This is a genomic window from Bradyrhizobium sp. JYMT SZCCT0428 (assembly GCF_018131075.1).
Lineage (GTDB): Bacteria > Pseudomonadota > Alphaproteobacteria > Rhizobiales > Xanthobacteraceae > Bradyrhizobium.
In genome coordinates, this window is the sequence record NZ_JAFCLS010000078.1 from 1 (window position 1) to 26,026 (window position 26,026).

The window sequence follows — 26,026 nt, forward strand, 5'->3', positions numbered from 1 at the left end:
CCTATCGGATGATAGAGCACATAGCGCGCGCCTCCGGGTATGACCCGGATCGTCCCCCTCGCCTGAGCAAGATTACCAAGACGTTCTGACAGCTGCCTGGTGGCGGCCAAAGCCATAGAACGTCGAACTAATGTGGGCAACGCCCATCGTGCGCACATGATCGGCCTTAATCGCTATCCGTTCGAACGGCGCCGATTAACGGCTCATATTGTTCAAGTGAATGAAGACAGAGGGCCGATCGTTGAATGCCGGAAGTCCACGTCCGACGGGTGCAGACCCGTCGTGGGTTCGTCGAGCACGTACAGCGTTTCGCCCCGCTGCGCGCGCTGCAGTTCCGTGGCGAGCTTGATGCGCTGAGCCTCGCCGCCGGAAAGCTCGGTGGCCGCCTGTCCCAGCCGGATATATCCCAAGCCGACCTCCCGGAGGACGCCTAGAGAACGGCGAAGGGAGGGGTCGTCGGGAAAGAAATCAAACGCGCCGTCAACCGTCATCGCGAGCACATCGGCAATCGACTTGTCACGGACCTTGATTTCCAGCGTCTTGGCGTTGTAGCGCGCGCCCTTGCAGGTCGGACAGGGTGCGTAGACGCTCGGCAGAAAGAGCAATTCTACGCAGACGAACCCCTCCCCCTGGCAAGTCTCGCACCGCCCTTTGGCAACATTGAACGAAAAGCGGCCCGCATCATACCGCCTGGCGCGGGCCTGCCTTGTGGCCGCAAACAGCTTGCGGACATGATCGAAGAGACCGGTATATGTCGCCAGATTCGACCGCGGCGTCCGGCCGATGGGCTTTTGGTTCACCACCACCAGCCGCTTGATACCGTCAAGGCCCTCGGTAATCTCGCCGCCCAACGTCTCCACCATCCGGTCCAGGCCATCGTCCTCGTCTCCGGATTCGACACGGTGACCCAACGCGTCGCCGACGGCCTCCACAAAGGAACTGACTGATCAGGCTCGACTTACCGGACCCGGATATTCCGGTGACGCTGGTAAAGACGCTCAGCGGAATGTCGACGTCGAGGTTGTCGAGATTGTTGCGGGTAACCCCCCGAAGCTTCATCCATCCGCGGGGCTTTCGTGGCGTCCTGCCGACATTTTCACCGCGGGCAAACAAGTAACGCCGTGTTTGGGATTTCGTTACGCCTACGAGCCCGGATAACGGGCCGCTGTACAGGATTTCGCCGCCGTGCTCGCCGGCACCGGGGCCGACATCCACCACCCAGTCCGCATGCCGCACGACATCCAGCTCATGCTCGACGACGAAAAGCGAGTTGCCGGCGGCCTTGAGGCGGTCGAGCGCGCGTAACAGCGCCTCGGTGTCGGCCGGATGAAGTCCCGCCGACGGCTCGTCCAGAACATAGACGACCCCGAACAGATTGGATCTAACCTGGGTCGCCAGGCGAAGCCGCTGAAGTCGCCGGGCGACAACGTCGGCGTGCTCCTTTCCGGCGTCAAGTAGCCGAGACCTAGATCGAGCAGTACTTCGAGCCGCGCCAACAGATCTTCCATGATCCGCTGCACGACGAGTTCCTTTTCAGGATGGTTTCCGGAGATTTTCTTCTTTCGGTTGAGGTACGGCCTGAGGAGCTCACCAAGACCCTTCAGCGGCAAACGCGAGATTTCCGCGATATCCATACCGGCAAAGGTGACCGCAAGGGCTTCCGGCTTCAGCCGCTTGCCGTGACATATCGGGCAATCCGTGCTGGACAGAAATTGCGCGACGCGGCGCTTCATCATCGCGCTTTGCGTGGTAGCGAAGGTCTGGAGCACGTATTTGCGGGCGCCAGTGAACGTCCCCTGATAGCTTGGTTCTTCCTTCCGCTTCAGCGCCCGCTTTGTCTCGGCGAGTGTGTATCCGGCGTACACCGGCACCGTCGGCTGTTCGTCGGTGAACAGGATCCAATCGCGGTCCTTCTTCGGGAGTTCGCGCCAAGGCTTGTCCACGTCGTAACCCAGCGTCACCAGGATATCCCGCAAGTTTTGTCCCTGCCAGGCGGTCGGCCACGCAGCCACCGCGCGATCCCGGATCGAAAGCTTATCGTCGGGCACCATGGTCCGCTCGCTGACTTCGTGGAGACGGCCTATGCCATGGCAGTTGGGACAGGCGCCTTCGGGCGTATTCGGCGAAAACGATTCCGCATAGAGCAGCGGTTGGTTGCGCGGATAGTCGCCGGCGCGGGAATAAAGCATCCGCAGCAGGTTGGACAACGTAGTGACGCTCCCGACCGATGACCTGGTTGTCGGCGATCCCCGCTGTTGTTGCAGCGCTACAGCCGGCGGCAGGCCCTCGACCGAGTCCACTTCCGGGACCGCCATTTGATGAAAGAGCCGCCGGGCATATGGCGAGACGGATTCGAGGTAGCGGCGCTGTGCCTCCGCATAAAGCGTCCCGAAAGCCAGTGACGACTTTCCGGATCCGGAGACGCCTGTAAACACCACAAGCGCGTTGCGGGGTATGTCGAGCGACACATCTTTGAGATTGTGCTCCCGCGCTCCCTGCACTCGAACGCAGCCTCCATCGGCCTCGAAATCCGAATTTTCGAGGCGGTTGACCCGTGCGTCCATCTCACACCTTCTCGAAAGCGGCCTAGCGATAACGCCTGAGATAGAACCTCGCCCGGTAGGGGCGGTTCCGTTGGCATCGGTAATGAAACCTTGCTTTTCCGGCCTTGGCCCTACCTCAATGCAATGGGAAGGAAATCAAATGAATAACGAGCGAAAATCATCAAAACCGGGGGAACGGGCCGCTGGAGGCTTGCGCGAGGCAACTGCTAAGGACGAAGCGAAAAACGAGAGCAAGACGGGACACGATCTGGCTAAGGGCGCTGATCGCTTCGAAGAACGCTCTAAAAGCTCCGATGGAAGAAGCGCACAAGAAAAACAGAAAGGGTGACTGCACTACACAGCAGATCCGGCGCGGCGTTTCCATGCACCCGCGGCTGCAGGTCTTATGCCTCGGGCTCTGACGTGGCACTGGCGCGTTCCGATGCCAAGGGCCAGGGCGGTAGCGGCGGCAAGCCAAGGACCTCGCGCACGGGGCCAAACGAACGTCTATGAGCAGGGCACGCACCAAGCTGCGCCAAAGCATTGTAGTGAGCGCGAACAGGATAACCCTTGTGATCGGCGAAGCCGTAACCGGGATGACGCGTGTCGAGCGTTCGCATCAGCGCATCGCGTGAGACCTTCGCAAGAATGGAGGCAGCCGCGATACTGGCGGATTTCGCGTCGCCCTTGATAATCGCCTGCTGAGGGATCGCTATCTCTTTCAAACGTTTCGCGTCGATCAGTAGATGCTGCGGGACTACTCCCAGACCTTCAACAGCCCGCCGCATTGCGAGAATGCCCGCCCAGTAGATGTTGATGGCGTCGATCTCCTCGACCTCGACAAAGGCGACAGACCATGAAGCCGCCTTTTCTTTGATTTCCTTCGCAAGAGCCTCACGCGAATTCGCATCCAGCTTTTTCGAGTCGTCGATACCGGTGATGCGCGTGCCGGGCTTCAGGATAACCGCGGCAGCGGAGACGGGCCCCGCGAGCGGGCTCAATCCGGCCTCGTCGACGCCCGCAACGGCATCCTGCCCCTCGGCCCACAGAAGCGTCTCAAAGCGCAGCATCTTGCGAAGACGCTGCCCTTCAGACCGGTTCTCAAAGCGGCGCTTTTCAATCGAAGCAAGGATAGCGTGCGCTCCCGCGCGGGTGTCGGCGCGCAGGATTTCTTCGAGGCTCGCCTTCAGCGGCCTGCCCTCAATAACATAGCGCTGACGTAGTTCATCCAGTGAATAGCGGGTCACGGTAGCCTCGAGCTGCGCCGCCGAGGTGTCGCCGAGCTTTGTGGCGAATGTCTGAAAACTCCTCTGAGCCAGTGGAACTTTGCCGGAGGGCTAAGGCCTGAGGTCCAGGGCTACTTCCAGCACCGCCTTCATCGACGGAGCGGTGATCGCCTGGCCCAGCGACGTCTGGTAGGCCCTGAGTTTTCTCGCTATCTGTTATCTCCGCCGTCACCCATACTCTAAGCCGCGCCCTTGTTGTCCGGCGAAATCACGGAACATGGCGCCGCTTTAGAGCGTTCCCGGTGAAGGACGTACATGCCCTACGCAACGAGTTCTGAAGGACTCGCCCGCAAATGAGCCGGACGTCGACCCTGCCCAAGCGGCTGCAGCCGATGCTCGCCACGCTCACGGACGCGCCGTTCGACGATTCAGGCTGGGTTTTTGAGGACAATACGATGGCTTCCGGATGATCGCGGAAATCCGGCGGGGTAAGGTTGCACTCTACAGCCGTAACGGCAAGATCATCAGCCACAGTTATATCGAGGTTGCCAAAGCGCTGGAGGGCGTGAAGGGCGACGCTGTGATTGACGGCGAGCTCGTGCCGATCGGAAAGGACGGTGTCTCACATTTTCAGCTGCTTCAAAACGCGTTGCGCCATGAAGCGAAGCTGCTGTATTGCGCCTTTGACCTCATGTTCGAGAACGCAGCGGACTTACGCAAACAGCCTCTCCTCGAGCGCAAGAAGCGGCTGAAGGCGATTCTGCCGCGGGACAAACTCATTTGCCTTCAGCTCTCACCGCAAGGGGGACGGTAAGAAATTCTTCGCCGAGGCCGAGCGAAAGGGTTTGGAAGGCCCTATGGCGAAACGCGCCGACAGCGTGTATGCGTCCGGGAGCCGGACGCCGGCTTGGCTGAAGATCAAGACGGCAAAGCGACAGGAAGTAGTCATCGCCGGGGTCACGGCGCCGAGGCGCACCGGGCCGTTCTTCGGCGCCCTGGTCCTCGCCGTGCGGGAAGGCGACGCATGGCGCTACATCGGCGGCACTGGCTTCAGCCACAAAGTCCTGGAAGACCTCCATGCCAAGCTTGTGAAGCTGACGGCCTCGAAGTCACCTTTCCTGCCAAAGTGAAGGACGAGGCCAACACGACCTGGGTCAGGCCCTCGCTGGTTGCCGAGGTCAAATTCGCGGAGTGGACCAGTAAGGGCGAACTGCGCCAGCCCGTCTACCTCGGGCTCCGGTCCGACAAGCGGGCGAAGGATGTCGTGCGCGAGCTAGAAGGTCCGCGCAAATAGCGCGGCACTTCTGGCGTAGCTGGCGAAGGGAAACGATTAAGCGCATTCGCCTCCTCCGCTGTGAATTCCCTGCGCGGTGGTGCGATCAGTCGCCTCCAAGGTCGTGGATTTCCGGCCGCATGCCCTCACGCGTGACTTCGAGCGTCGCAAGCGTGATCGGGAGTTTGAAGCGTCGCGGTCCCGCGCTGCCGGGATTCAGATAGAGAACGCCACCGGCCGCGTCGACCTTGGGCAGGTGGGAATGCCCGGAGACGATGACGTCGATGCCGGCGCCGGGATCGGCCTGCAGCGTCTTCAGGTCGTGCAGAACGTAGATCGACTTTCCCGCCAGGCGCACCAGTTTCGTATCGGGGTATTCGTGGGCCCACTCGCCCCGGTCCACGTTTCCACGGATGGCGGTGACGGGCGCGATCCGGCGAAGCGCGTCGACGATCTCGGGTCGCCCGATGTCGCCGGCGTGAACGATGTGGTCGACGCTCGCCAGGCGTTGTTCTGCCTCGGGCCTCAACAGGCCATGCGTGTCCGAAATGATTCCAATCCTGAACGTCATTTCCTGGCGCTCTCACCCGTCATCGCCAAAAGACGATCGAGAAGCTCCATTTGCCCCGGGAGCATCTTCGTTCGTGCGAACTCGATATCGAACCATCCCGCGCGGTCGACTTCAGGAAAGTTCTGTCGCCGACCGCTTCGGGGCGGCCATTCGATATCGAACGTATTGCTCACCAGTGCCGCGGGGTCAAAATGGCCCTCGCCGGTGAATGCGATGACGCGTTTCCCTCCTCGCTGGCGAACCTCCCCTAAGGGCTGCAGCCGACCAATCAAGGCGCTGCTGCCGAGTTCCTCGGCAAATTCACGTCGCGCGGCCTGCTCTGGATCTTCTGCGGCATCGATTTCACCCTTCGGGATGGACCAGGCGCCGTCGTCCTTCTTGCGCCAGAACGGACCGCCGGGGTGAACGAGCAAAACCTCGAGCCCGCGAGCGCCTTTCCGGTAGGCCAGAATGCCGGCGCTCAACGTCGATCTTCTGGTAGTGGGTTTCAGCGCAGTCATATCGCGCCCATTTTGTAGAGCAATCCAGAGCTGAGCAAACGGCGGAGGAGATGCGACGACGTTGATTCCGCAGCAGAGATCGTTCGAACAGCACGGTAGCGCAGCGGGCCCTCGATATAGCTCAGCGCAACCGGCTTTTCCCCAATGTCCGGGGACGCCAGGCTGCCGCGGTGAGGAGTTCCAAACAAGCCGCCTATGCGCGGGCTTCAAGAATCATCTCAGGGCAGCCCGCTAGTTCCCGACGAGAACCCGGAGCAGGCCGGACTACGGATTCTCGCGACCGCCGACAGAACCAAAGGTCAAAGCTGGCGTTCTACTAATATGTCAGACGCATTTGACTACTTCCGGGCTTACGCCGTCCGAGCTCTTTGCAGGGCGCGATCGATGCCGCATGGCAGGATGAAGCATCTGCAGCTGGTGGCCGGCCGCATCTATAATCTGCTCAAGAAAGAAGCCGCTTATAGCCCGAACACGCAGCACCTCGAGGACTTTCGGGCAGCGCAGAAGCTTGAGCGATCTCTCGACAGTGGGGCGGATGTCGGTCCGACCGTTCAAGGTCGCTTTGACTCGCCGAGGTCGCAGAACGCTCGGCAGGAGGCTCGTTGAGTGCCGTCCCTCGACGCTCGCGCCGTAGCAAGTCTCCTGAGAGAATACGCGCAGCGAACCGCCTTGCGCGGCGGCAATCCTTATAGGGCGAAAGCCTATGGGCGCGCCGCCGACAGCTTGATGGCGCTCGCTGTGCCTCTGCACTTGCTCGTCGCCGAAGACCGGCTTACAGAGATACCCGGGGTCGGCGATGCCATAGCTGACATCATCACCAAGCTTAGCACGTCGGGTACTCATCCGAGTGTTGAAAAGCTCCGGAAGGAGATCCCCGAGGGCGTGCTCGAGTTGCTTGCCGTGCCAGGTCTCCGCCCCGAGAAAGTGCTGCGTCTCTACAAGGATCTCGGAATCGTCTCGCTCGCCGGGCTGGAAGCCGCGGCCAAGGACGACCGCATCAAGAAGGCCAAAGGACTAGGCGCTGCGCTGCAGACCAAGATCCTACAGAACTTGGCCATCGCAAAAAGCGGAGAAGGCCGCCTCCACCTCCATCGTGCCGCCGCTCTTCTCGCACACGCCAACGATTCGCTCCGCAAGGCCCGGCCCGAGTTCAAGCGCGTTACAGTCGCAGGCGACTTCCGCCGAGGCTGCGAACTCGTCGGTGAACTCACGATCGTCGCAGAAGCGCCCAAGGTAGCTAAAACGTCGAAGGCGTCCGTGGCCGATGGATTGCAGATCCGCTTGACCGACCGAAAGCACTTTGGCGCCGCCCTTCTCTTCGCCACCGGCTCTGCCGCTCACGTTGCCCAGCTCCAGGAGTTGGCTGCCAAGAAGGGAATGCGGCTGGAGGCCGACGGCTTGCACAAGGGCCGCTCCCTGATCGCCGGCGACGAAACCCAGATCTATCTCGCCCTCGGCCTGCCCCTCATCGATCCCGAACTCCGGGAGGGGCGCGGTGAGCTCGAGCTGGCTCTGAAGGGTAAGTTGCCGAAACTCGTCAACGACCAGGACCTGCGCGGGATCCTTCACTGCCACACGGATGCCTCCGACGGCACCGAGACTTTGGAGACAATGGCCAAAGCTACGCGCCAGCGCGGTTTCGAGTATTTCGGGGTCGCCGACCATTCAAAGTCCGCGCACTATGCCGGCGGTCTCTCGGTCGAGGAGATCGCGCAGCAGCACCGGGAAGCGGACCGCTTGAACAAGCGTTTCGGCAAGGATTTTCGGATCCTCAAAGGCATCGAGTCCGACATTTTGGCCGACGGAACGCTCGACTATGAGGACCACGTGCTGGAAGGCTTCGATTTTGTGGTCGCGAGCATCCATGGCCGGTTCAAATTGGACCGCAAAGCGCAGACTTTGCGCCTACTTCGGGCCATCTCGCATCCTCATACTACCATCATCGGACACATGACCGGGCGACAGCTCCAGCGGCGGCCAGGCTACGAAATCGACATCGAGAAAGTGCTGCGTGCCTGCGCCAAGCATGACGTAATTGTTGAGATCAACGCTCATCCGTGGCGGCTCGATCTGGATTGGCGCTGGCACCAGGCCGCCCTTGAGTTCGGCTGCATGCTCAGCATCAATCCGGACGCTCACTCGATCCCCGAGCTCGACCACATGCGCTGGGGCGTCGCGATGGCGCGCAAGGGCGGTGTCCCCGCTGACCGCGTCCTCAACGCGATGCCTCTTCCGGAAATCACGCGATACCTCCGCCAGAAGCGGCGCTCGCTCGCCCGGGCGGCCTGATGTCGCAGCCGGACGCGCTCTCATTGGAGGGCACTGTGATCGCGGTCGCCGCCGATCACGGTCACCGCTTCAGCAAGCCTACGCGGGATAGGATCGTGCTGTTGGAAGGCCATGGCGTCGAAGGCGACGCACACGCAGGTCCATTTGTACGACCTGGCCCGCCGCCGGCCCCGCGTACCCGATCTCCGACAGGTCCACCTAATCCCGTCCGAGCTCTTTAGACTCCTCTCGGCAGCGGGCTTCGAGGTCGCGGCGGGTGACCTAGGCGAGAATACCACCACAGCCGGCCTGGACCTCGAGCGGATGCCGCTCGGGACGATGATTGAGCTCGGGCCCATGGCGATGATCGAGCTGACGGGCCTCCGGACGCCGTGTGTCCTCATCGACCGCTTCCAGGCGGGCTTGAAACGGCAGGTGCTCTCGTCGGATGAAACGGGCCCTCCATTCAAATGTGGGGTGCTGGGCGTGGTACGGTCCGGCGGACCGGCCGGTCGCGGCCGGCGATGCCGCGCGGGCTCGGCTACCGTCGTCCCAGTTTCGCGCCTTGCCGGCTCTGTAATAGCAAGCGCACGCCACGCGGCGCTCTAAGTTTATACGCTTCTGATTGATAAGGTTTAGAATATGGCCCGTTGTACGGGCATCGCACAGGGCACGGTGGGCGTTTTGAGTTCGATCCAGTAGAATTCACAGAGTTTTCCAAGGCCATAGGACTTATGCCCCGGATAACGCCGACGCATTCCTGCAACGGTGCACAGCTTTGGAAACGAAAGCGGCGCTCAAGTCGTTCATATTCGTAGCTGATGAAACCTTAGTCGAAATCGACGTTGTGGGCGACGAAGATACCGTCGCCCATGAACTGCATGAAGCTGTCCGCGACTTCCGAGAATATTGGCGCATAGCGAACCATCTCGTTCGTGATGTTCGTGATCTGCGCTATTCTTGCCGGAATGGACCACTGCGGATTCAACAGGGAATGCCATTCGTCGACGACCTGATGGTTGCCGATCTTGACCGCGCCAATGCGGCGCGTTCTAGGGATGCGCGTTTAAAGCAAGTTAGAATGGAACATCGTCAAAGGCGCTTCGATTTTGGCTGTAGATATTTCTAATTTCGGCTTCCAGCCATCCTTCATTCTGCTCAAGTAGTATTTCGGGATCGCGCAAGATCAGCAATTTGGCTATTTCAGCTTGCACTAGCTCATTTGTGCCCAGCTTCAGTTCGTGGGGCTCGCCTCGCAAGAACTTGCGAAGGCCTTCTCGACGTCTGTTTTCGTCCTCTATGGCCATCGCCTCCAAAGCAGCTTCCCATTCGTGGTCGGTACCAAACCCCCAATATTGCGGCTGATGCTCGGAAAATATTTCCGTCTGAAAAACGTTAGCAACCGCCTCAAAGATTCTTGTTGGATCATTCGCCCCGTAGCTGTTAAACGTGGAGACGTTATTCTCAACGATATTTACCCACACAAAATAAAGACCATCCGTCAAACACCTGCACCCGGAAAAGCTTTCATCTGCCTTGACGTGTTCGTCAATGCCGAACTCCCGCAAACAGCCGTCAAATAGGCGACCTGCTAAGATTGTTTTGGCTGGCCTGTACGAAGTCGACATCGAAGTGTCCCATTGCGGTTGTTCGAATGATGTCATAGCCGTGAGTTCACTTCAGCACAGCCGCAGTGAAATGCGCCAACTTATGGCAGCGTCCTTATTGTTCCTGTTGAAAAGTCGGTGAGGCCGTATCGCATTCCCTCGCAATCGACCACGCAAAACGATCCCAGATCGATCTCAGGAACGGCGTGACCTACCATCAATTCGCTCAGCGCCCAGACGAGTGCATCGCATCGATCAGGTGAACCGTCTCCCATGAAGCCGTCACCAGTCAGCGCTGCCATTTGATCTTCGAGATCGGTAAATGTGCCCAGGTGCCGAACGCGACCCTGCTCGTACAATGCTGCAACTGGCTCAGCGCGGGCGACCTTACCGCGGCTTGCCGTCACTTCGCGGTAGGCTACGTTCGGATCCACCGTGCGAATAACGTGCTCAACCATCGCTCCGCCGAAGTTGCGCTCGGCCACGATTCTGTCTGCCTTGAATGCATGATAGGCAGTGACTGCTGTCCTGGCCCAGCCATCCGGTGAAAGTTTACAGGTGCGATCGGCAAGTACATATCCGAAACCGTCCACGCCCAGCCCAGCCACGACAATCCCCACGCTATCGCCGCCGTCATCTTGCCCGCGCGTACCGGACGGATCGATCGCAACCACGGTCCGCTTCATCTCGGGGACTCGCCAAGAGCCGTTGGCTCGCTCAAGCATATCGCGCGACCACAGACTGCCAGGGATGTCGAGCAAAAGTTCGGCGTTTAATTCCTGCCGGCCGAGCCGAGTACCCTCATAACGCACCCGAATTGTCTGCAGGAAGGCGGGCGCTAGGTTTGCTGCGTTGTCGAATGTCGACCCCCGAGTCACCACAACGTCATTGCCTTCGCGGGCAAGCAGCTCCCGCAATAGTTTGATCGGTTTTGGAGTGGTTGTTGCGAGCCAACGCGGTCGTTTGCCGATGCGCAAGCCGAACATAAGCATGTCCCAAACAGCGGATGGATCATGCATGGCAGCAATTTCATCCGCCCATGCCGCGTCGTGTTGGGGTCCTCTGAGCCTGTCGCTTTCCTCGCTGGAGAAAGTCGACGCTGTTGCGCCGTTTGGCCACGTCAGCCGCCTCTTAGACGGTTCATATACAGGTCGGAACCATGATGATGATACGGCCAGAATACCCGCCGGCCCTTCGATTTGAACATCTCGGGCGTCGCCCGCAGTAGGTGCGACCAGCGCGATCCGACCAGCCGCGCCCGTCTCGACCAGTTCACGCACCCACTCTGCTCCAGTGCGCGTTTTGCCGAAGCCCCGACCGGCCAAGACCAGCCAGCCGTTCCAATTATCTCCAGTCGGCGGGAGCTGAGAAGCGCGAGCCTTCATGCGCCAGTTGTCTTGCAAAGCCGAGGCGAGCTGCCCATAGATCGAATTAGTTTGCATCTGACCGCCCCAGAGGCTGTTTGCCGTCAATAAGCATCCCGCAATTTGACGGGGGGACTACTTTGGCTTCCAGCTCCTGAAGGCCCTCTACGACCCGTTGGAGGGCTTCTGGATAGCCGGCGAGCTTGTGCACAAGCATAGACTGCAGGTCCATGAAGATCGGGCTGTTCACAAAAACCGCAGTATTGTTCACGACACTGCTCGGCGACAGCTTGAGCATTTCACCTGTTAACTTGCCGATCAAATCCAATGTCTCGTTCAGCTTGCCAGCCAAAGCTGCCACGCCTCGGCGATCGTTGGCTGAAGCAGCGAGCTGGAACTGTTTCATCAAAGTCCCGCGCACGATCCGGAGGAAGTCCAGAAGCGAAATGCCTTCGTCGGCGGCGCGGGTCAGTAATTCTGTCATCGGGACTTCCGCTAGGTACGTCGCCCTGTCGGCTTCCGAGACATGGTCCCGCATGTGTCGCCAGATGCTGTCGCGGCTGAGATCGAATTGGGCCCCAATAGCGTCAAGACCAATCCCGCTCACGCGCATTAGCTCGACGCGCGCGCATTCGGGATGAGCACAAACATGGCACCGAGGTTTTCGACCAAGGCGTCGCAAAATACGATCCTCGCTATCCCGCGAAATATTGTCGCGACAAACTTTTGTGGCCCCGTTGTGGCCCCGGATAATATCGATTGTCAAATTGTGCAGCAGAAATCCCTGCGAGGTACTGCATACCGCTTCAAAGACCAACTGATTGAAGATCAGTTGCACAGGTCCCACACCAAAGACGACTCGATCACCGCGATAATTACGGCTGTGAGTCGCGCCTACGGGCTGGCGGGCGCGACTTCTCGATGTTTGTCGACCCGTTGACTACGCGGGGCATAAATCGTGAGGCGCAAGTTCGGTTACAAAATCGGTTTCGCATGCATCTGCGACGGCCCACAAGATGTCTTTCGCATCATTGTCAATGTATTCCGTAAGGCGACCAACAAACCCTTTTCGGGTAATGCGCAAACGCCTGAACCTTCCAGGCGTCCATCAAAGAGGTCTGAAGCGGAAATCTTATCGAGTGGTCTATAGCTTATCGACATAAAGACGTTCCTTTCTTTAGTTGGGCTGCATGAAGTTCAAACCGTCGGTGCTATCGCTCCTACGCTCGTAAGCTCGGCGCGCTTGAGGCGCCCCTACCCATTCCTCTGATCGTAGTCAGCCGGTCTGTCAGGCGATCAGACCCCCTCTCTAAAGAGGGGGTTTCTGACGCTGACATGCTGACTGTCAGGAATTCTCGAGTTCTGACGTTTTCTGACAAATTCTGACGATGTCGGCTTGTTCATCGATCTCGATGATTTTTTTGGACAAAAGCTGCTTTTTGGTATGAGAAATTGCGGTTCTGACAGCACCGTCCTTTCGGGGTTTGGCGGCGATTAACGCGGCCCTTGTCAGAAGGTCGAAATTTCTGACTGTTAGCGGTACTGGAGTTGCGTTCATCGCGTCGAAGACAGCCTTCTCATCACGTGCCAGCTTTACTGGCTTGGCGGGGGCTCGTGCTATCATCGGTGACGTGGCGGCGATCGCCACCTCGGTTACAATGCGGGTGCTTTCGACGCGTCCCCCGCCGACGGAAACCTTCGCATACGACAGCCTGCATGTCAGGGGGGCGCCTGGCGCCCCGTTGCGTTGTTTCTCGACCTCGATGCGCATCATGTCTCCCTTGGTCTTGCTAAGCTCAATTACGGCGTCGACCCGATCTTTCAGCACCTGCGAACCCCTCATGCCTTTGGCCGCGTTCTTTCCGGAGTGATGCACGACGACAAAGACGCATTTGAAGTGCTCTGCAATGGCCTGCATGGCGTCGGCGACAAGCGTCATTTGTGCCGCGTCGTCTTGGCTGCGGCCCCCGAACGCGGCGCCCAGCGTGTCCAGAAAAACGATCGCGATGGGTTCCCCGTTACGGATTTGAATTTCGCTCAGCACTTCAATTAAGCTGTTGGCCCAGTCCTCGACATGGATGGCAAACGGTGTCAGGAACTCGAAAGCCGTATCTTCAAGCTTCAACCCCATATGTTTCGCCGCAGCTACTGCGCGCGCTTCAACACCGAGCCGGTCTTCCGTGACCAGATAGACAACCGTGCCGGCCTCCATCCGTGGTCCAAACCACGGTAGGCCCGCAGCCTTGCTCAGTGCGAGGTGCACGGCAAAGAACGTCTTTCCGCTTCCGGTCGGGCCGTAAATCGCTGCGGTACCTTGCTTTGGCAGCAAGCCGGGGATGCACCATTTACCGAACGTTGACATATCCGACTGGAGAAATGCAGCTGCGTCCGAGAGATTTCGGGAATTAGAAAGCAGTACTTTGGCTGGCGCCGACAACGCGCGGCTCATCTTGATACCCGTTTCTCAAGCTCGCGCGTCCTGTGCCAGGCCCAGCCGCGTTTGAAGCCGCGGACCATTTCGGCGGTCCGAGCGCGCATTGGGGTGTCTGCCCAAGACACCACATTAGGGTAAGACATCTGGCGCAGCTCGCCGGCCAGGACCGGCGTCTTCACCAGCTCTAGCCACACGTCGAGCTCTTCAGCAATGACCGGCTTTGGCGGGATACCGCAGGCATAGCAAAACGGGCCAGGCGCGTTAACCGCGCCGCAGGCCATGCACCGCCTCAGGTCATATCGTTTCTTCGTTCTGATTTTTAATGCGCTCAGCGACCATTGCCGCGGCGCGTCCGGCAAGCCGTGCCGCAGCACGTTGCCGGCGTGGTCCAGAATCACGGCACGATCTTTCCCAGGCGCAGGCCGCAATGCGCGGCCGACTTGCTGCAGGTAGAGCGCAAGAGATTGGGTCGGCCTCAATAAAACGACCGCGCCGATCGCGGGAACGTCGACGCCCTCCGAGATCAAGCCGCTGTTTGTCAAGACGTTCAATTCCCCGGTTCCGAGCGCTGCAATCAACTTCTTTCGCGTGTCCATCGCCGTCTCGCCGTCGACGTGCGCGGCCTTGAAACCTGCTTCCCGGAATGCTTCGGCGATCTTTTCGCTATGCTGCCGACCGACACCGAAGGCCACCGCTGGGACACCAGCACATCGCGCTTTATAGTCGGCGACGGCCCGAGCGATCAGCGCGCCGTCCGACATCTTCGCGGACAGCTGATCGAGAGCGTAGTCGCCAGCGCGGGTACGAATTTGGTCGAGTTGGGGAAGGCACACCGGCGTATAGACCGTCGACGGTACCAAGAAGCCGCCCTTGGTCAGGGTCGCGACGTCGGGACCGCAAATCATCGGATCGAATAGGTTATCTAGACCCTTGCCATCAAGCCGGACCGGCGTCGCTGTGACGCCCAGAACCTTGGCTTGCGGATATGCCGCCACGATACTGCGCCATGTCGAAGCCGTCGCGTGGTGGGCTTCGTCGATGACTAGCAAATCGAAAGGTTTAACGTTTGCTGGATCAAGTCTCCGGGCCAGGGTCGCAACGCTGGCCACCTGCACTGGCCAGTTGGTCTGCGGATAAAGAGGTGCGATGATGCCATGCACGACACACATGGCAGTGAGCGCCGCCGAGATCTGGTCAACGATCTCCTGCCGGTGGCCGAGGATAAGCACTCGCTTGCCGCGCCGTACGGCCGAGGCAGTAACGAACGCGAAGATGATGGTTTTGCCGCCGCCGGTCGGCAACTGGTAGCAAATGCGACTTGCGCCGGCGCCGTAGGCACGCCGCATGCGAACAATGTCGAGGGCCTGATACGGACGCAAGATGACGCCGACCGGCCGCGCGACTGCGGTCGTCCGATTGTGTTGCTGTTGGGCTTTACCGCAGCTTGCGCGTCCGATATCTTCCCTGCTGCCAAGCTCGGAAGCATCTGAAGCGCGCTGCCCCGTCCCGGGCGGCGCGTTTTGCATTTTCGGTCAGCCTCATGCCGCCTTTTCATCGCGAGCAGCAATTCGCTCCGCGATGAATGCATCGATTTCGGCCTCGACCCAGCCATGTCGCCCTGGAGATAACTGCACTCGCTTTGGAAACTTGGCCACTTTCTCAAGCCGCCAAAGCTGCACTTTTGAATGGCTGATCCCCTTTAGAGGTCTCAGATCCGAATAAAGCAAGATACGTTGGGACATTGCCAGTTACTCTCCGTTAAAAACGGATTCTGCGACCGGCAATAAAAAAGCCGGGCAGAATCCAGGTTTACATCCTGAATTCTCCCAGCCTGGCGGGACGCTGTCCCACCGGGGTGCCTACCCCGGTTCTCCTGTGGCTGTCTTACTAACATGGCCGAATCACTTCGGCAGGCACTGTGGGAAGAAGATAAGCTATCGGATTTAGAAACGTCAAGGAGCGCTATGCAATTGGTTGTGCGTTAACGACCTTCCGTGGGTGCAGTATCCAAAGGGTCCGCGCGTTTGCTTCTTTGGTCGTGCCGCAAAATTCTTCATCCACGGCTATCACGCACAGGGGACCCCACGCCGTGGGCCCAAGGTGGAAATTGGCGCCCCTGCGCGGAATGTAACCTCAACCATAGCCAGTTGCGAACTCTGCGACGTCCAATCAGAAATGCAAGAGTTGTGGTTAGGCGGGTTAGCGGCGAATTCCGCAGCGGCAGTGGTGGTGTAGCGGCGACGCCGTTTAGACATTGCGCTCCAGCACGACATCGTGCTGCTGGGTCATCAGGAAGATGGCTTGGGCGCTTCGCCTATAACAAAGACGGCTAGGCTTGCTGCACGTTGCATTTTCAAGCGGTCGCGCGGAATTGTATTACGTTGTCCGGCGGCGACGACACGATCTCACGCAACCGCGCCGCCCATAGCTCGAGCGCTTCCCGCTTTTCGTCCAGATAGTCGTGAAGGTCGTAGGTTCCCTTGATGCCCGGTCGAGCGTGCGCAAGCACAGCTTCCCTCGCCTCCTCGTTGACCTTCAGGCGGGATAAATGGCTGCGGACGGTCCGTCGAATATCATGGTTCACCCAGCGCTCTAGCTTAGTATCAGCAGGATCAGTGCCGCGAAGTTTTGCCAGCGCTTTCAACGTCAGCAACATGCGACGATCAATTCGCTTTTTGATCTTTGAACCTATCCAGGCCGGGGTTTGTCCGGCTGTTGTTGAGAACAAAAATTTTCCCTTTTTGAATCTGGGCAACGTCTCCAAGAGGGCAAGAATTTCCGCTGTGCATGGTACGGCGTGGGGACGAGCCGGTTTATCGTCACTGTCTGTCCCCTTCATTCGCTCCGCTGAAATGACCCATACCCCCTCTCGCATGTTGAATTCGTCCCAAGAGGCATCGACTGCCTCATTAAGACGTAGGGCGGTAAGACAAAGCAGTTTGTAAACCGGGCCGATCGGATACGGCATTCGGCCGGCGGCGCGCCATAAAGCGAGCATCTCGTCGTCGGCAAGCACCCTTCTTGCCGGTCGGGGCATCAGGCCAAGCACTCTTTTGATCCGTGTGCTGGCACAGGGGGATATGGTGATTCCATATTTGTCCTGATCAATTGCCCAAGCGAATAGTCGCTTCACCAACGCCAGCAGGTTGCGGGCCGCTACCTTGCCGCCAAGGCCCCTACCCTTGGCAACTTTCTTCTTGTGGCCCTTCGCTTTGATCAAGGATGAAACATGCAGCTTGGTAATCTCCGTAATGGGTAGCGCTTCCCAATGGGGAAGCAGATCCTTGCGGATTTGCCGCTCAACGTCTTTGCCCTGGCGTTCGCTCGGTAGCTTCTCCCTGATAAAGTCCTCGGCGACGGCGCCGAAGGTCGTCTTCCGCTTCACTATCTGAGCTCTGCGCTCGCTTTCTTCCTGATCTGACGGATCGATCCCCCGCGCCACTAATTCACGCCATTTGCGGGCCTTCTCGCGGGCGCTTGTAAGGGTCATCACACCAGCCCGCCCCAGCTCGCGCCGGCTAGCCGTATTGCTCCCTGGATACCGCGTGCGAAGGATGAAGGTGGCCGTGCCGGAGTCGGTGACCCGAACGCCGAAGCCGGGCACCTGAGCGTCCATGACTTGATACCGAGTCCCCTTCTTGGCAGGCTTTAGGCCGCTGATCTTGGTCGGAGTGAGCGTTAAGCGGTGGTCGGTCTTTGGCATAAGCGGGGCCTCTTAGGGGCCACAAGAATGTGAAATGCTAAGTGGCCCTGAGAAATGCCAAGATACGCAATAATACAGATAGTTCAATAAAATACGGCGTTTCTGAATCGCGCCCAAATGATACGATAGGCTCCGAAACGAGATAACAACTGACTTTTAATCATGGGGTCGAGGGTTCGAGTCCCTCCGCGCTCACCAGAAAAACTGCCGCAGCGGTTTCTTGAATTTCCAAAAGTGTCGGTTTAGTTGAATGCAACCTTAGATATGAATTAATAGGCAATTAATAGGCAATTAATAGGCGCAAGCGCTTTCCACCTATTTCCCCTTCCTCGACGTACCCGGTGCATCGGTGGCGATGCGCCCTTGGCGGCCCCGGCCCCGCCGCACCGCATTCCCGTTGGTCCACGGTCCTGCCGCGCTCCCCAAAGTGGGTAAGCCTGTTTCAGGGAACCCAGCGCGCCCGCCACGAATTATGACAGTGGGGCGAACGAGGAATCCGCGCCATGCTTCTCAAGCTGTCAGGGTGTTACGTCTGCGACGCAACGCGGCTTGTCTGTGAAGCTCACCCTGACCGCCCATGGTCAGGGAAATACGCCTGCGGTTGCGGCGTTGCTGCCATGGCTTGCCCCACATGCACCAGGTTCGTTCCGCTGCCGCAACTCAACAAGGAAGAGCCGGAGTCCTTGTCGTCATTTGTCCTCAAATAAGCGATCAACGAGCGCCAACAGAACTCGATGAGAGGTCATGCCGTCCTTCGACAGGAATTCGTTGATTGTCATTCGCCAATTGCTCTTGAGCGGCAATTCGCCGTCATATTTCACATGGAGCGACCCCTCCTCATCTTGCTCCAAGAACCACGCTTCATCTCGATTACTAGATTTGTGAATGTAGAATAGCCTTGACCTTGCCATCCCGGTTCCCGGCGCAATATGACGGCCCCAGCGTACTGGAGGTGCGCTGGGGCCGCATTCCAACCGAACGGCAATGGCGGATTGCCAACGGCCTCCGCAAGTTACCGCGGCTCGCGTGATCCTTCCGAACTAGTTCGGAGTAGCTCAGTTGGCTGCCTTTTTCGGTGCTGTCCGTCTTTGATCGGATAGATCGCAACATGGGGACCTAGTTGAAACGCGGGCCTTTTTGAACCTTTTGCCTTTCCAGGCATCCTAATGTTCATGGACCGAGATCGGGAAAAGCACGCAATCGAGGAGAAGCTCGCCAAATGCCGCGATCTGGCATCGGAGTTCCGCGAGGGTCCCACAGCCGAGATGATCCGCATTCTGGAAACTGAGCTTCGCGAGCAAATCCGGAAGCTGGATAAGGAGTAAGGCCGCCTCAGTTGGTGGCCTTTGAGCCGTGGATAAGCGGCCCCAGTGTACTGGAGGTGCACTGGGGCCGCCAACCCAATTAGGGTTTTCTCCCGGTAGAGGCTTTAGGGGGCATAAATCCGGAAGCGCTGAATCGACTCTTGGGGAGTTGCGAAGTTCCAAAAGTCATTGCCACTTGTTCCCGAAATGCTCCGCTAACTTTAGTTATACGCAGTATGAGCCATTCCCGGTTTGTGCCGTGGCCTGTTTTGGTTTTGCGAGTGGCCTATTTCGGCCAGTACCGGGGGGTGCAGTTGAGGTAGCCTGGTTTGAAATCGTACGGCCTGATTTGGAGTGAGCAATATTGCTCACATTTGAGGAACAGGTCATGACACGGAGTGTTGGCCCAGCATCACCGCCTCCTTTTCGGCAGTTATCGGTGACAGAGAGTTCGTATAATGCTCCCGCCCAACCCACGCGGTGAGATATGTGTGACAAATGCAAAGAGATCGACAAGACGATTGAGCGGTACCGCCGGATACAGGAAAGGGTCACGGACCGAACATTTATCGAGCGGGCCAAGGAATTGATTGCCGAATTTGAAGCGGACAAGGCCGCACTTAGATGCGGTCAACCGAACTAGAAGTTAAGGCCGCCCCAGTTGGCGGCCTCTTTCTTATGGTGGTGGCACCATCAGAAACCCCAACGCGATCCAGCGGGACGCGCTAGAGCCGCCAACCCAGTTGGGGTTTTCTCCCGGTGGCTTTTAGGGGGACATCAATCCGGGAGCGCTGAATCGATTCATGGAGCGTTGCGAGGTTCCAAAAGAAAACGGCCCCAGCGCCTCAGTTAGGGGAAGCGCGCTGAGGCCGGGTAAGTCTCCGTCATTGCCACTTGTTCCCGGTACTAATACCAAGTTTCCCCGAAACCGCTTTCAGGTAATGAACGCGGCTGTTAGATTTTCATTTGGGCGCTCAAAATCCGCCGCCGCAGAGAGCGCCAATTTGGTTGAGATGATTTTATCTCTGCCCTGAAAAGCCTCCGCCCGCGCTAGCCCCCCGGACGGGGGTTTTTCATTGAGCGGCCTGTTTTGATTACCGAGTGGCCTAATTCAGCCAGTACCCCGCTTTGAGTGACCCGGATCACGGAACCGAGCCGTCGGATTGAACTAAATTGCCCTCACCCGCGCGGGGCAATGGTGCTCCGGGCACTTGAGGGACACGCTGTGGAACGCACAATCGAATTGAACGATCTGACCGACGAAGAGCTTTCCCTCGTACGGGGCGGCGGCATCGGCAGCTTCCTCACGCAGTTGGGCCAGGACATCAAGGATATGCTGTCCACCGGCCACAGCGGCGGCGGCGGCGACGGCCGTCGCAATTCCGGCATGGCCGCTGGTGTTAGTTAATCGCCACGGCGAGCAGACTAAGGCCGCCTCAGTTGGCGGCCTCTTTCATTGTGGCGACCGCGCCTACGGACCTCAATCCGTAGCGGCTTCCCAAAGGCGCACCGCCGCGCTTCAATGGGCCCTGCTCGAACTCACTCGCCGCCGCCATCCCGAACGCTCCGACACTTGGCACGTCTACTACGGTGACATTCAAGTCGGCACGATTGCAGTTCAATCGGGCTTGCCGACGCACGCCAGGCAATGGCGCTGGGATTGCGGCTTCTATCCGCTGTCACACCGGGGACGGTCTCGCTCGGGCTACGCTGCAACCTCGAACAGGCGCGGGCTGGCTTCGAAGCCGCGTGGAAAGATTATCTGCCACGATGCACGTAAGCCCACTTCGACGAATACCGGCGCGAGCGCGCCTGGACGGCATGGAAATACGCCATGCATGTCGCCGGCCTGCCGTTGCCGACGCAATCAACCAGTGGATGGGCGCGCTGTTTCTGTGGTGCCACGATCGATATAGCGGTAACCGACCGTCACGTTCACGATGCACACATGGATTCGCAGCACGCATGAAGTTCAGCACTGATCGACCCTATGCCGATCCGGAAGCCGCCGCGCGCAAGCTGCTGGAGATCGCCAAAGCGACCGAGCCGGTAGACGGAAAGATTTACATCGAGAAGATAAACGCGCCGATGTTGTACCAGGAGCGCGCCACCCCGGCCGAATACAAAGCCGGGCTTGATCTGGCGATATCACGCGGATGGCTGCTGCTGCACGAGAGCGGCACCTTCGTGAAGTTCACGCCAGCCGGTGCGGAGCTGTTTGCATAGGCAAACCTGCGCGCAAATCGTGTTGATCTAGATGCCTCAGCTCGGGCGGGTCGAAATCACCGGAATGAACCAGCGCCACGATCGGGACTGGGTGCAAATCGCGGGCTACGCCACGCTGATTCTGGCGATGGTGGCGCTTGTTGTTGTTGGGGTTTCCCTGACTTCACCGTAGCCTTGAGCAGCTCAAATTTTCGCTGTCGCTTAAAGAAACGGCCCCAGCCCTCGGGAGAGGCAACTGGGGCCGGGTCGGCTAGGGATTCGATAGCCTCATACGTCGGGCTGAGTGACGCATTGCAGACCTAAGTCTCGGCGGTCGCCATCGTTCCCTAATGTACCTGGCGCAGTACTGGTCCCTGTTTCGACCCTCAATGGCCCCATTTGAAATAGTTCCTCCCCATCAAACTTTCCCGGTGTGAGCAATATTGACCACTATGTCGGCTGCGGGACATGCCAGATTATCCCGATCACCGCACCGCCTTCGGCTTCCATCGGTGACTGAGAGTGTTGCGCTCCCGCCAGACCAAAAGGGATGCACATCACATGCCGCCCCAACCCCATACCCGTCCTGAACCGTCGCTGATTCCAATTGAGCGGCCGCGCTGCCCCCAGTGTTCTAAACGAATGATGCTTACGAGCATCAGCCCGGCCTCAGAGGGCTATGACAGGCGGACCTTTGGATGCCCCAGTTGCAATCACACAATGATGCGCACGGTCCCGTGCAATTCGATGTCGGACAAGTCGGGCTGGCAACACAGCAACCTCAAAGCCCCGGAGTAAAGGCAATGCAGCGCCGCCGTTTTAGCCACAGCGCGACACTTGAAGAACGTTTGGTCGAATTTGCTCGGAGAGTCCGTTCGGACGTGGAGACGCTTGCGCCATGCAGTGAGCGCGACGAATTAGTCGAGAAGCTTCGCCAGATTGAAACGGCGCTGGATATGAACCAGTTCCTGATATCCTCTGGCTCAAATCGCGAGTAAGGCCGCCTCAGTTGGCGGCCTCTTTCACTTGCGCCGATGTGATCCATATCGCCTGTTGGCACAACGTGGACGTCGACCAATTGCCAAATGGAGTCCGCAATTCACGACAAAGCGGACATCTCGTCTGCATCTACAGGTTTGCGCCTTGAGCGATCGAGATCATCTGGCTAGCGCGGCTGAAATGATTTTTCCGCCGAAAACAGCGCCCTACGGCGAAGAGCGTTGAGGCCGATACATATGCCCGGTGTCCTCCAGACAAACCCGAAACGCCTGTGATTGCCGAATATTCCCGAAACTCCCTTCCACATTTTGTTCATGCGCAGTTTGTGCCATTCCCTTTTTGTGCTGGGGTGGGAAGCAGCCGGGATTGCCACTTATTCCTTACTTTTGCAGTGGCCTATTTCGGCCTGTGCGTGGCTGGAAACCACAAAACTAAACCCCCGTAGTTCTCCGGTTATGTTCACTTTTGCACATAATTCCGGAACGAATGAGTTCAGCTTCTCTTACCCCTTGGAGGGGCAGCCAAGGGGATTAGTGAAGTGGATGACGTTGTTACGATTCTGGTCGTCGAGGACGACCCGGTTATTCAAGCGTTGGTCGTAGAGGCTCTTTCAGACGGTGGTTTCGAATCAATCATTACCGCGTCAGGCGATGAAGCGGGGACGCTTCTCCAATCAGAGGATTCCAAATTTCGGGCGGTCGTGATTGACATCGAGCTACGTGGGAACATGGACGGCTGGGACGTGGGCCGCACCGCAAGAGAGGTAGATTCGGCAATGCCCGTTGTCTACATTACCGGCAATCACGGGGATGAATGGGCATCCAAGGGCGTTCCAAATAGCCTTCTGCTCGCCAAGCCGTTTGCGCTGGCGCAGCTTGTGACTGCCATTGCCAATCTGCTCAATACGGTAACCCCGCCAGCCGCGCCGGCAGAGGCCATTACTCACGAAATACAAGATGGCCGCATGGTTCCGAAATCCGCAGAGCATCCGAAGTAAGGCCGCTTCAGTTGGGTGATATCCCGCCGGACGGTTAGCGGCGCTTTGTTCAATCGATATGTCCGGAACCGAACTTAGGCCACATCGTTACCCCGCATCGAGGCAGGCCGTCGATGCTGCAGTTAAACCCCGCCATTCGGATTCGGTGCATGTGCGGAGCGACCATGGAACACGCCCGCCTTATACCCGGTCTTAGCGGGTTTGAAGATCGTGTCTTCAAATGTAACAAGTGCGGCGCGATCGAGATACGGACAGCAGACACCGATAAGTAAGGCGCGCTGGCTGCCTATTTGGCCGGGTTTTGGTAGGACGGCTTGGAATATACCGGCACAGTGCCAATCTCACGCCCCGCATCATTAATTATTGCGATTCGTCGTTGAGGATCGTCCTCGGGATTATCGAGTGATACGCCTATGGCGAGTACCGACGCCCTTATGAGTGCAGCGGTATCGTTCTCGCAAACAAAGCCCGATGCATCAAAAAATCGGTGGCCGTCCTCAATATTGAAAAAATAACGGGGCACTGGCAAGCCTCCAACTTGGTAAGTTAGTCGTCGTCCTTTTTCTCAGGCTGGTTTGGTAGCTCACCACGATTTTCGGCAGTCTCTTCCGGATCGCCGGGTTTTTTCCCGGCCATGTTTCCAGGGTTGTAGTGAAACTTGCCTTCCGGGTTTTCGCCGGGCTGCTTTACATTCGGGTTTCGTGTGTTGTCGTCGGCCATCAGGCGTACCTTTGGAAGGAGGAACAACGTTCAACAGAACCGCGATGCCAATGTTCCTGATACTGGCCGGGGATCGCAGAATTGATTGCCGAATTAGAGGCTTCAAAGGCCGCCCTTCACCCCAAGCAGGCGCTAACCAAAATAAGATTGAACAATTCTGCCTGCTCGCCGTCGTCTTTGCAGGAGGTGGAGCGATGCAAAGTCGGAAGCAACAGCTTGAACAGTCGCGGAGGCTACTGGAGGAAGTTGGCGACGCCACAACCAAAGCCAAGCTGCAAGAGCTGTCGGAAGAATTGGAGAAAGAGCGGATGCGAAACGAGAAGCTGAGCTAGCGCTTCCGGTCGCCTTCGGTTTTGGTGACCGCCGTTAGCCTGCTGCGAATGTAGTCGGTCAGGTCGCCAACCTCCTCCTGAATATTGGCCTCTGCAATCACTTAGGGGTAAGTTCACGCAGCGGCTCGAGACGGATGGCTCGCTTTTACTTTCACAAGCACCAAGATGGAAGACTATCGGAAGAGCACAAAGGGCGTGTGTTTCCCGACGAACAAGCTGCGTCGTCATGCCTTGCGTGAGGTTGCTGCCGTTATAGGCCGGATCGCTCAAACCGAAGACCGCAATGGAAGGTATGTCGGCGTCGAGGTGAACGACGGCGAGAATACGCGATGTAATGTAAGGGCGTATATTGTCGTCGAACATCCTCGTTGAGCCCGGAATTGGTGCGCGTCCCTTGTGCCACTCCACGCGCCTCCCGTTCTAGTCTACGAAGCCGCGCCGTCGTTACCGGTGCAGTGGCGATGAGTTCGAGCAATCCCCCCGCCGGGACTGGCTGAACGCTCTCAGCGGGCCGCGCGGCGGTTGAGCGTTTGTTGCCGGGCGGATCAAGCGGCTCTCAGCGAGCTCCGATGTCGGCCTTGCCGCATATAACGGACTCTGGGCGGACATCGCGTTACTTCCGAATGGTGCCAGAAGCACACTCATGCATTGCAACAGAACTGGTTCTATTCGATCACCTTGTCGGCGCGGAGGAGAAATGACTCTGGAATATCGATGCCTAACGCCTTGGCCGTCTTTAAATTGACGAACAGCTCAAATCGGGTTGGTTGCTGCACCGGAAGATCGCCAGGATTAGCGCCTTTGAGTACCGCATCGAGGTGACGCGACGCCTGGCGGATCATCTCCGTGACATTAGGTCCGTACGAGATCAAGCCGCCTGCCTGAACCCATGCACCCCATCCAGCCACCAGCGGCATGCGTTGCCGATTGGCAAACTCTACGATGCGCTGCGCGTTGCCCACCGTGTGCCGTGACGATACGACGTAGAGGCTGTCGATGCCAGACTCCTTCGCCGTTTCAAGCGTTCGGTCGAGTTCAGCAGGATCGTGTATTCCGACCGGCAGCAACTCGAGCTTCAAAACTTTTGCTGCGCGCTCGGCGATCGGCAGTTCGTTGTCGGCGTGGCTGGCATCGCGAACGAGCGCAACCCGTGCTATGCGGGGAGCCGCTTCCTTGAATGTTTCGAGCCGCTTGGCCGCGAGTTGGTCCGACAAAAACGTGACACCGGTCGAATTGCCGCCGGGCTTCGCCAGGCTCTTGGCAATGCCGAGTTGAACGGGATCGGCGCTCATGGCGTAGACAACCGGAATCACCTGAGTAGCCTTCGCGACATGTGACATTACATCGCCCCCGAGGGCAAAGATCACATCGGGTTTGCTCTGAACCAGCTCCGTGGCCAGTTCGGGAAGCCGCTCTGGCCGACCTTGAGCATACCGGTATTCGATAGTGACGTTCTGGCCATCGACATAGCCAAGTTGGCGAATTCCTTCTAGAAGCGCTTGCGTGTTCGGATCGCGTTCCGGAGTGCTGTAGATCAGGACGCCGATGCGCGTGCGGCGCGCCGCCGACTGTTGCGCACGCGCCCGGAGCGGCCCGGCCGACAATGCAAAGGTGGCCGCTCCTGCGATGAATTCTCTCCGCAGCATATAAGCCTCCGTCCAATGACCGGAATCAGCATACATGCTCTGCTCATGCAGACCCATGCAAAAGTCTGGTCGATGTCCGCCTTGGGTCATGCGCGTCGATTTGACCGGACCACGGCGACTTCCGGTCTACCCGGAGTGAACGGACATTCTCAGGATAGGCGGGCATGTCTCAAAGGTGCCATGAACGGACATGGCAGAATTATTCGATCACCTCGTCGGCGCGGGCGAGCAGCGCCGGGGGCAGGGTCAGGGCGAACGCTTTTGCCGTCTTCAGGTTGATTAGGAGTTCAAATTTGGTCGCCTGGTAAATCGGAATGTCACCCGGTTTGGCACC

24 protein-coding genes and 2 pseudogenes are annotated in these 26,026 nt (G+C 58.5%); 10 read left to right on the forward strand and 16 right to left on the reverse strand.

Features of this window, described 5'->3' with window-relative positions; all coding sequences use genetic code 11:
• Positions 1-254 precede the first annotated feature (254 nt).
• Positions 255-2,564, reverse strand: a pseudogene (locus tag JQ575_RS40610) (excinuclease ABC subunit A); the annotation flags it as partial.
• Positions 2,565-2,703: 139 nt separating this feature from the next.
• On the opposite strand from JQ575_RS40610, the gene JQ575_RS40615 reads away from it, so the two are divergent.
• Positions 2,704-2,892 (forward strand): hypothetical protein, encoded by a 189-nt coding sequence (locus tag JQ575_RS40615; RefSeq protein ID WP_212038775.1) that lies wholly within the window; start codon positions 2,704-2,706, stop codon positions 2,890-2,892.
• A gap of 55 nt (positions 2,893-2,947) precedes the next feature.
• Here the strand turns inward: JQ575_RS40615 and JQ575_RS40620 are convergent, their stop codons facing one another.
• A complete protein-coding gene (locus JQ575_RS40620; protein WP_212038776.1) occupies positions 2,948-3,790 on the reverse strand; it encodes a ribonuclease HII in 843 nt (280 codons plus the stop codon).
• Positions 3,791-4,122: 332 nt separating this feature from the next.
• On the opposite strand from JQ575_RS40620, the pseudogene ligD reads away from it, so the two are divergent.
• Positions 4,123-5,063: pseudogene (ligD, locus tag JQ575_RS40625) on the forward strand (non-homologous end-joining DNA ligase).
• Between the two features lie 85 nt (positions 5,064-5,148).
• Here the strand turns inward: ligD and JQ575_RS40630 are convergent.
• Both JQ575_RS40630 and JQ575_RS40635 read right to left on the reverse strand, forming a co-directional pair.
• Positions 5,149-5,613, reverse strand: a complete 465-nt coding sequence (locus JQ575_RS40630; RefSeq protein WP_212038777.1) for a metallophosphoesterase family protein — start codon at positions 5,611-5,613, stop codon at positions 5,149-5,151.
• On the reverse strand, positions 5,610-6,113 hold the full coding sequence (locus tag JQ575_RS40635; protein ID WP_212038778.1) for an NUDIX domain-containing protein: 504 nt from the start codon (positions 6,111-6,113) through the stop codon (positions 5,610-5,612). The genes JQ575_RS40630 and JQ575_RS40635 overlap by 4 nt, the downstream gene beginning before the upstream one ends.
• Positions 6,114-6,512: 399 nt before the next feature.
• Between JQ575_RS40635 and JQ575_RS40640 the strand changes: the two genes are divergently transcribed.
• The 3 genes from JQ575_RS40640 (at position 6,513) to JQ575_RS46765 (ending at position 8,990) form a co-directional block, all read left to right on the forward strand.
• Positions 6,513-6,719, forward strand: coding sequence for a hypothetical protein (locus JQ575_RS40640; protein ID WP_249167233.1), 207 nt, complete (start codon positions 6,513-6,515; stop codon positions 6,717-6,719).
• The gene (locus tag JQ575_RS40645) at positions 6,720-8,402 is read left to right on the forward strand and encodes a DNA polymerase/3'-5' exonuclease PolX (protein ID WP_212038779.1); all 1,683 of its coding nucleotides are present in this window, start codon (positions 6,720-6,722) and stop codon (positions 8,400-8,402) included. It begins immediately after the preceding gene.
• 111 nt (positions 8,403-8,513) lie between these two features.
• On the forward strand, positions 8,514-8,990 hold the full coding sequence (locus tag JQ575_RS46765; RefSeq protein ID WP_409364881.1) for an MOSC domain-containing protein: 477 nt from the start codon (positions 8,514-8,516) through the stop codon (positions 8,988-8,990).
• Positions 8,991-9,210: 220 nt separating this feature from the next.
• Here JQ575_RS46765 and JQ575_RS45300 read toward each other — a convergent pair whose 3' ends face one another.
• From JQ575_RS45300 to JQ575_RS40685, 8 genes are all read right to left on the reverse strand, one after another.
• Positions 9,211-9,369 carry a PolC-type DNA polymerase III gene (locus JQ575_RS45300; protein ID WP_249167234.1) on the reverse strand — a complete coding sequence of 53 codons (159 nt, stop codon included), beginning with the start codon at positions 9,367-9,369 and terminating at the stop codon, positions 9,211-9,213.
• A gap of 88 nt (positions 9,370-9,457) precedes the next feature.
• The gene (locus JQ575_RS40655; RefSeq protein ID WP_212038780.1) at positions 9,458-10,009 is read right to left on the reverse strand and encodes a hypothetical protein; all 552 of its coding nucleotides are present in this window, start codon (positions 10,007-10,009) and stop codon (positions 9,458-9,460) included.
• 80 nt (positions 10,010-10,089) lie between these two features.
• On the reverse strand, positions 10,090-11,430 hold the full coding sequence (locus JQ575_RS40660) for a DNA-packaging protein (protein ID WP_212038781.1): 1,341 nt from the start codon (positions 11,428-11,430) through the stop codon (positions 10,090-10,092).
• The gene (locus JQ575_RS40665) at positions 11,420-12,190 is read right to left on the reverse strand and encodes a hypothetical protein (RefSeq protein WP_212038782.1); all 771 of its coding nucleotides are present in this window, start codon (positions 12,188-12,190) and stop codon (positions 11,420-11,422) included. Before JQ575_RS40665 ends, JQ575_RS40660 begins: the two co-directional genes overlap by 11 nt.
• A 507-nt stretch (positions 12,191-12,697) precedes the next feature.
• The gene (locus JQ575_RS40670; RefSeq protein WP_212038783.1) at positions 12,698-13,801 is read right to left on the reverse strand and encodes an AAA family ATPase; all 1,104 of its coding nucleotides are present in this window, start codon (positions 13,799-13,801) and stop codon (positions 12,698-12,700) included.
• Positions 13,798-15,312 (reverse strand): DEAD/DEAH box helicase, encoded by a 1,515-nt coding sequence (locus JQ575_RS40675; RefSeq protein ID WP_212038784.1) that lies wholly within the window; start codon positions 15,310-15,312, stop codon positions 13,798-13,800. Before JQ575_RS40675 ends, JQ575_RS40670 begins: the two co-directional genes overlap by 4 nt.
• Positions 15,313-15,324: 12 nt before the next feature.
• A complete protein-coding gene (locus JQ575_RS40680; RefSeq protein ID WP_212038785.1) occupies positions 15,325-15,528 on the reverse strand; it encodes an AlpA family transcriptional regulator in 204 nt (67 codons plus the stop codon).
• 611 nt (positions 15,529-16,139) lie between these two features.
• Positions 16,140-17,489, reverse strand: coding sequence for a site-specific integrase (locus JQ575_RS40685; protein WP_212038786.1), 1,350 nt, complete (start codon positions 17,487-17,489; stop codon positions 16,140-16,142).
• A gap of 2,529 nt (positions 17,490-20,018) precedes the next feature.
• On the opposite strand from JQ575_RS40685, the gene JQ575_RS40690 reads away from it, so the two are divergent.
• From JQ575_RS40690 to JQ575_RS40705, 4 genes are all read left to right on the forward strand, one after another.
• Positions 20,019-20,201, forward strand: a complete 183-nt coding sequence (locus JQ575_RS40690; RefSeq protein WP_212038787.1) for a hypothetical protein — start codon at positions 20,019-20,021, stop codon at positions 20,199-20,201.
• Between the two features lie 557 nt (positions 20,202-20,758).
• A complete protein-coding gene (locus JQ575_RS40695; protein ID WP_212038788.1) occupies positions 20,759-21,019 on the forward strand; it encodes a hypothetical protein in 261 nt (86 codons plus the stop codon).
• A gap of 677 nt (positions 21,020-21,696) precedes the next feature.
• A complete protein-coding gene (locus JQ575_RS40700; RefSeq protein WP_212038789.1) occupies positions 21,697-21,996 on the forward strand; it encodes a hypothetical protein in 300 nt (99 codons plus the stop codon).
• Between the two features lie 539 nt (positions 21,997-22,535).
• Complete coding sequence (locus JQ575_RS40705) at positions 22,536-22,994, forward strand: response regulator (protein ID WP_212038790.1); 459 nt, start codon at positions 22,536-22,538, stop codon at positions 22,992-22,994.
• 286 nt (positions 22,995-23,280) lie between these two features.
• On the opposite strand, the gene JQ575_RS40710 is transcribed toward JQ575_RS40705, so the two are convergent.
• Positions 23,281-23,517 carry a DUF6894 family protein gene (locus JQ575_RS40710; RefSeq protein WP_212038791.1) on the reverse strand — a complete coding sequence of 79 codons (237 nt, stop codon included), beginning with the start codon at positions 23,515-23,517 and terminating at the stop codon, positions 23,281-23,283.
• A 23-nt stretch (positions 23,518-23,540) separates the two neighbouring features.
• Positions 23,541-23,714 (reverse strand): hypothetical protein, encoded by a 174-nt coding sequence (locus JQ575_RS40715; RefSeq protein ID WP_212038792.1) that lies wholly within the window; start codon positions 23,712-23,714, stop codon positions 23,541-23,543.
• Positions 23,715-23,764: 50 nt separating this feature from the next.
• Here JQ575_RS40715 and JQ575_RS40720 point away from each other — a divergent pair, with 50 nt between their 5' ends.
• The gene (locus tag JQ575_RS40720; protein ID WP_212038793.1) at positions 23,765-24,046 is read left to right on the forward strand and encodes a hypothetical protein; all 282 of its coding nucleotides are present in this window, start codon (positions 23,765-23,767) and stop codon (positions 24,044-24,046) included.
• 665 nt (positions 24,047-24,711) lie between these two features.
• Here JQ575_RS40720 and JQ575_RS40725 read toward each other — a convergent pair.
• Positions 24,712-25,728 carry an ABC transporter substrate-binding protein gene (locus JQ575_RS40725; RefSeq protein WP_212038794.1) on the reverse strand — a complete coding sequence of 339 codons (1,017 nt, stop codon included), beginning with the start codon at positions 25,726-25,728 and terminating at the stop codon, positions 24,712-24,714.
• Positions 25,729-25,891: 163 nt separating this feature from the next.
• A partial coding sequence (locus tag JQ575_RS45930; RefSeq protein ID WP_283842697.1) for an ABC transporter substrate binding protein occupies positions 25,892-26,026 on the reverse strand: 135 nt, incomplete at its 5' end.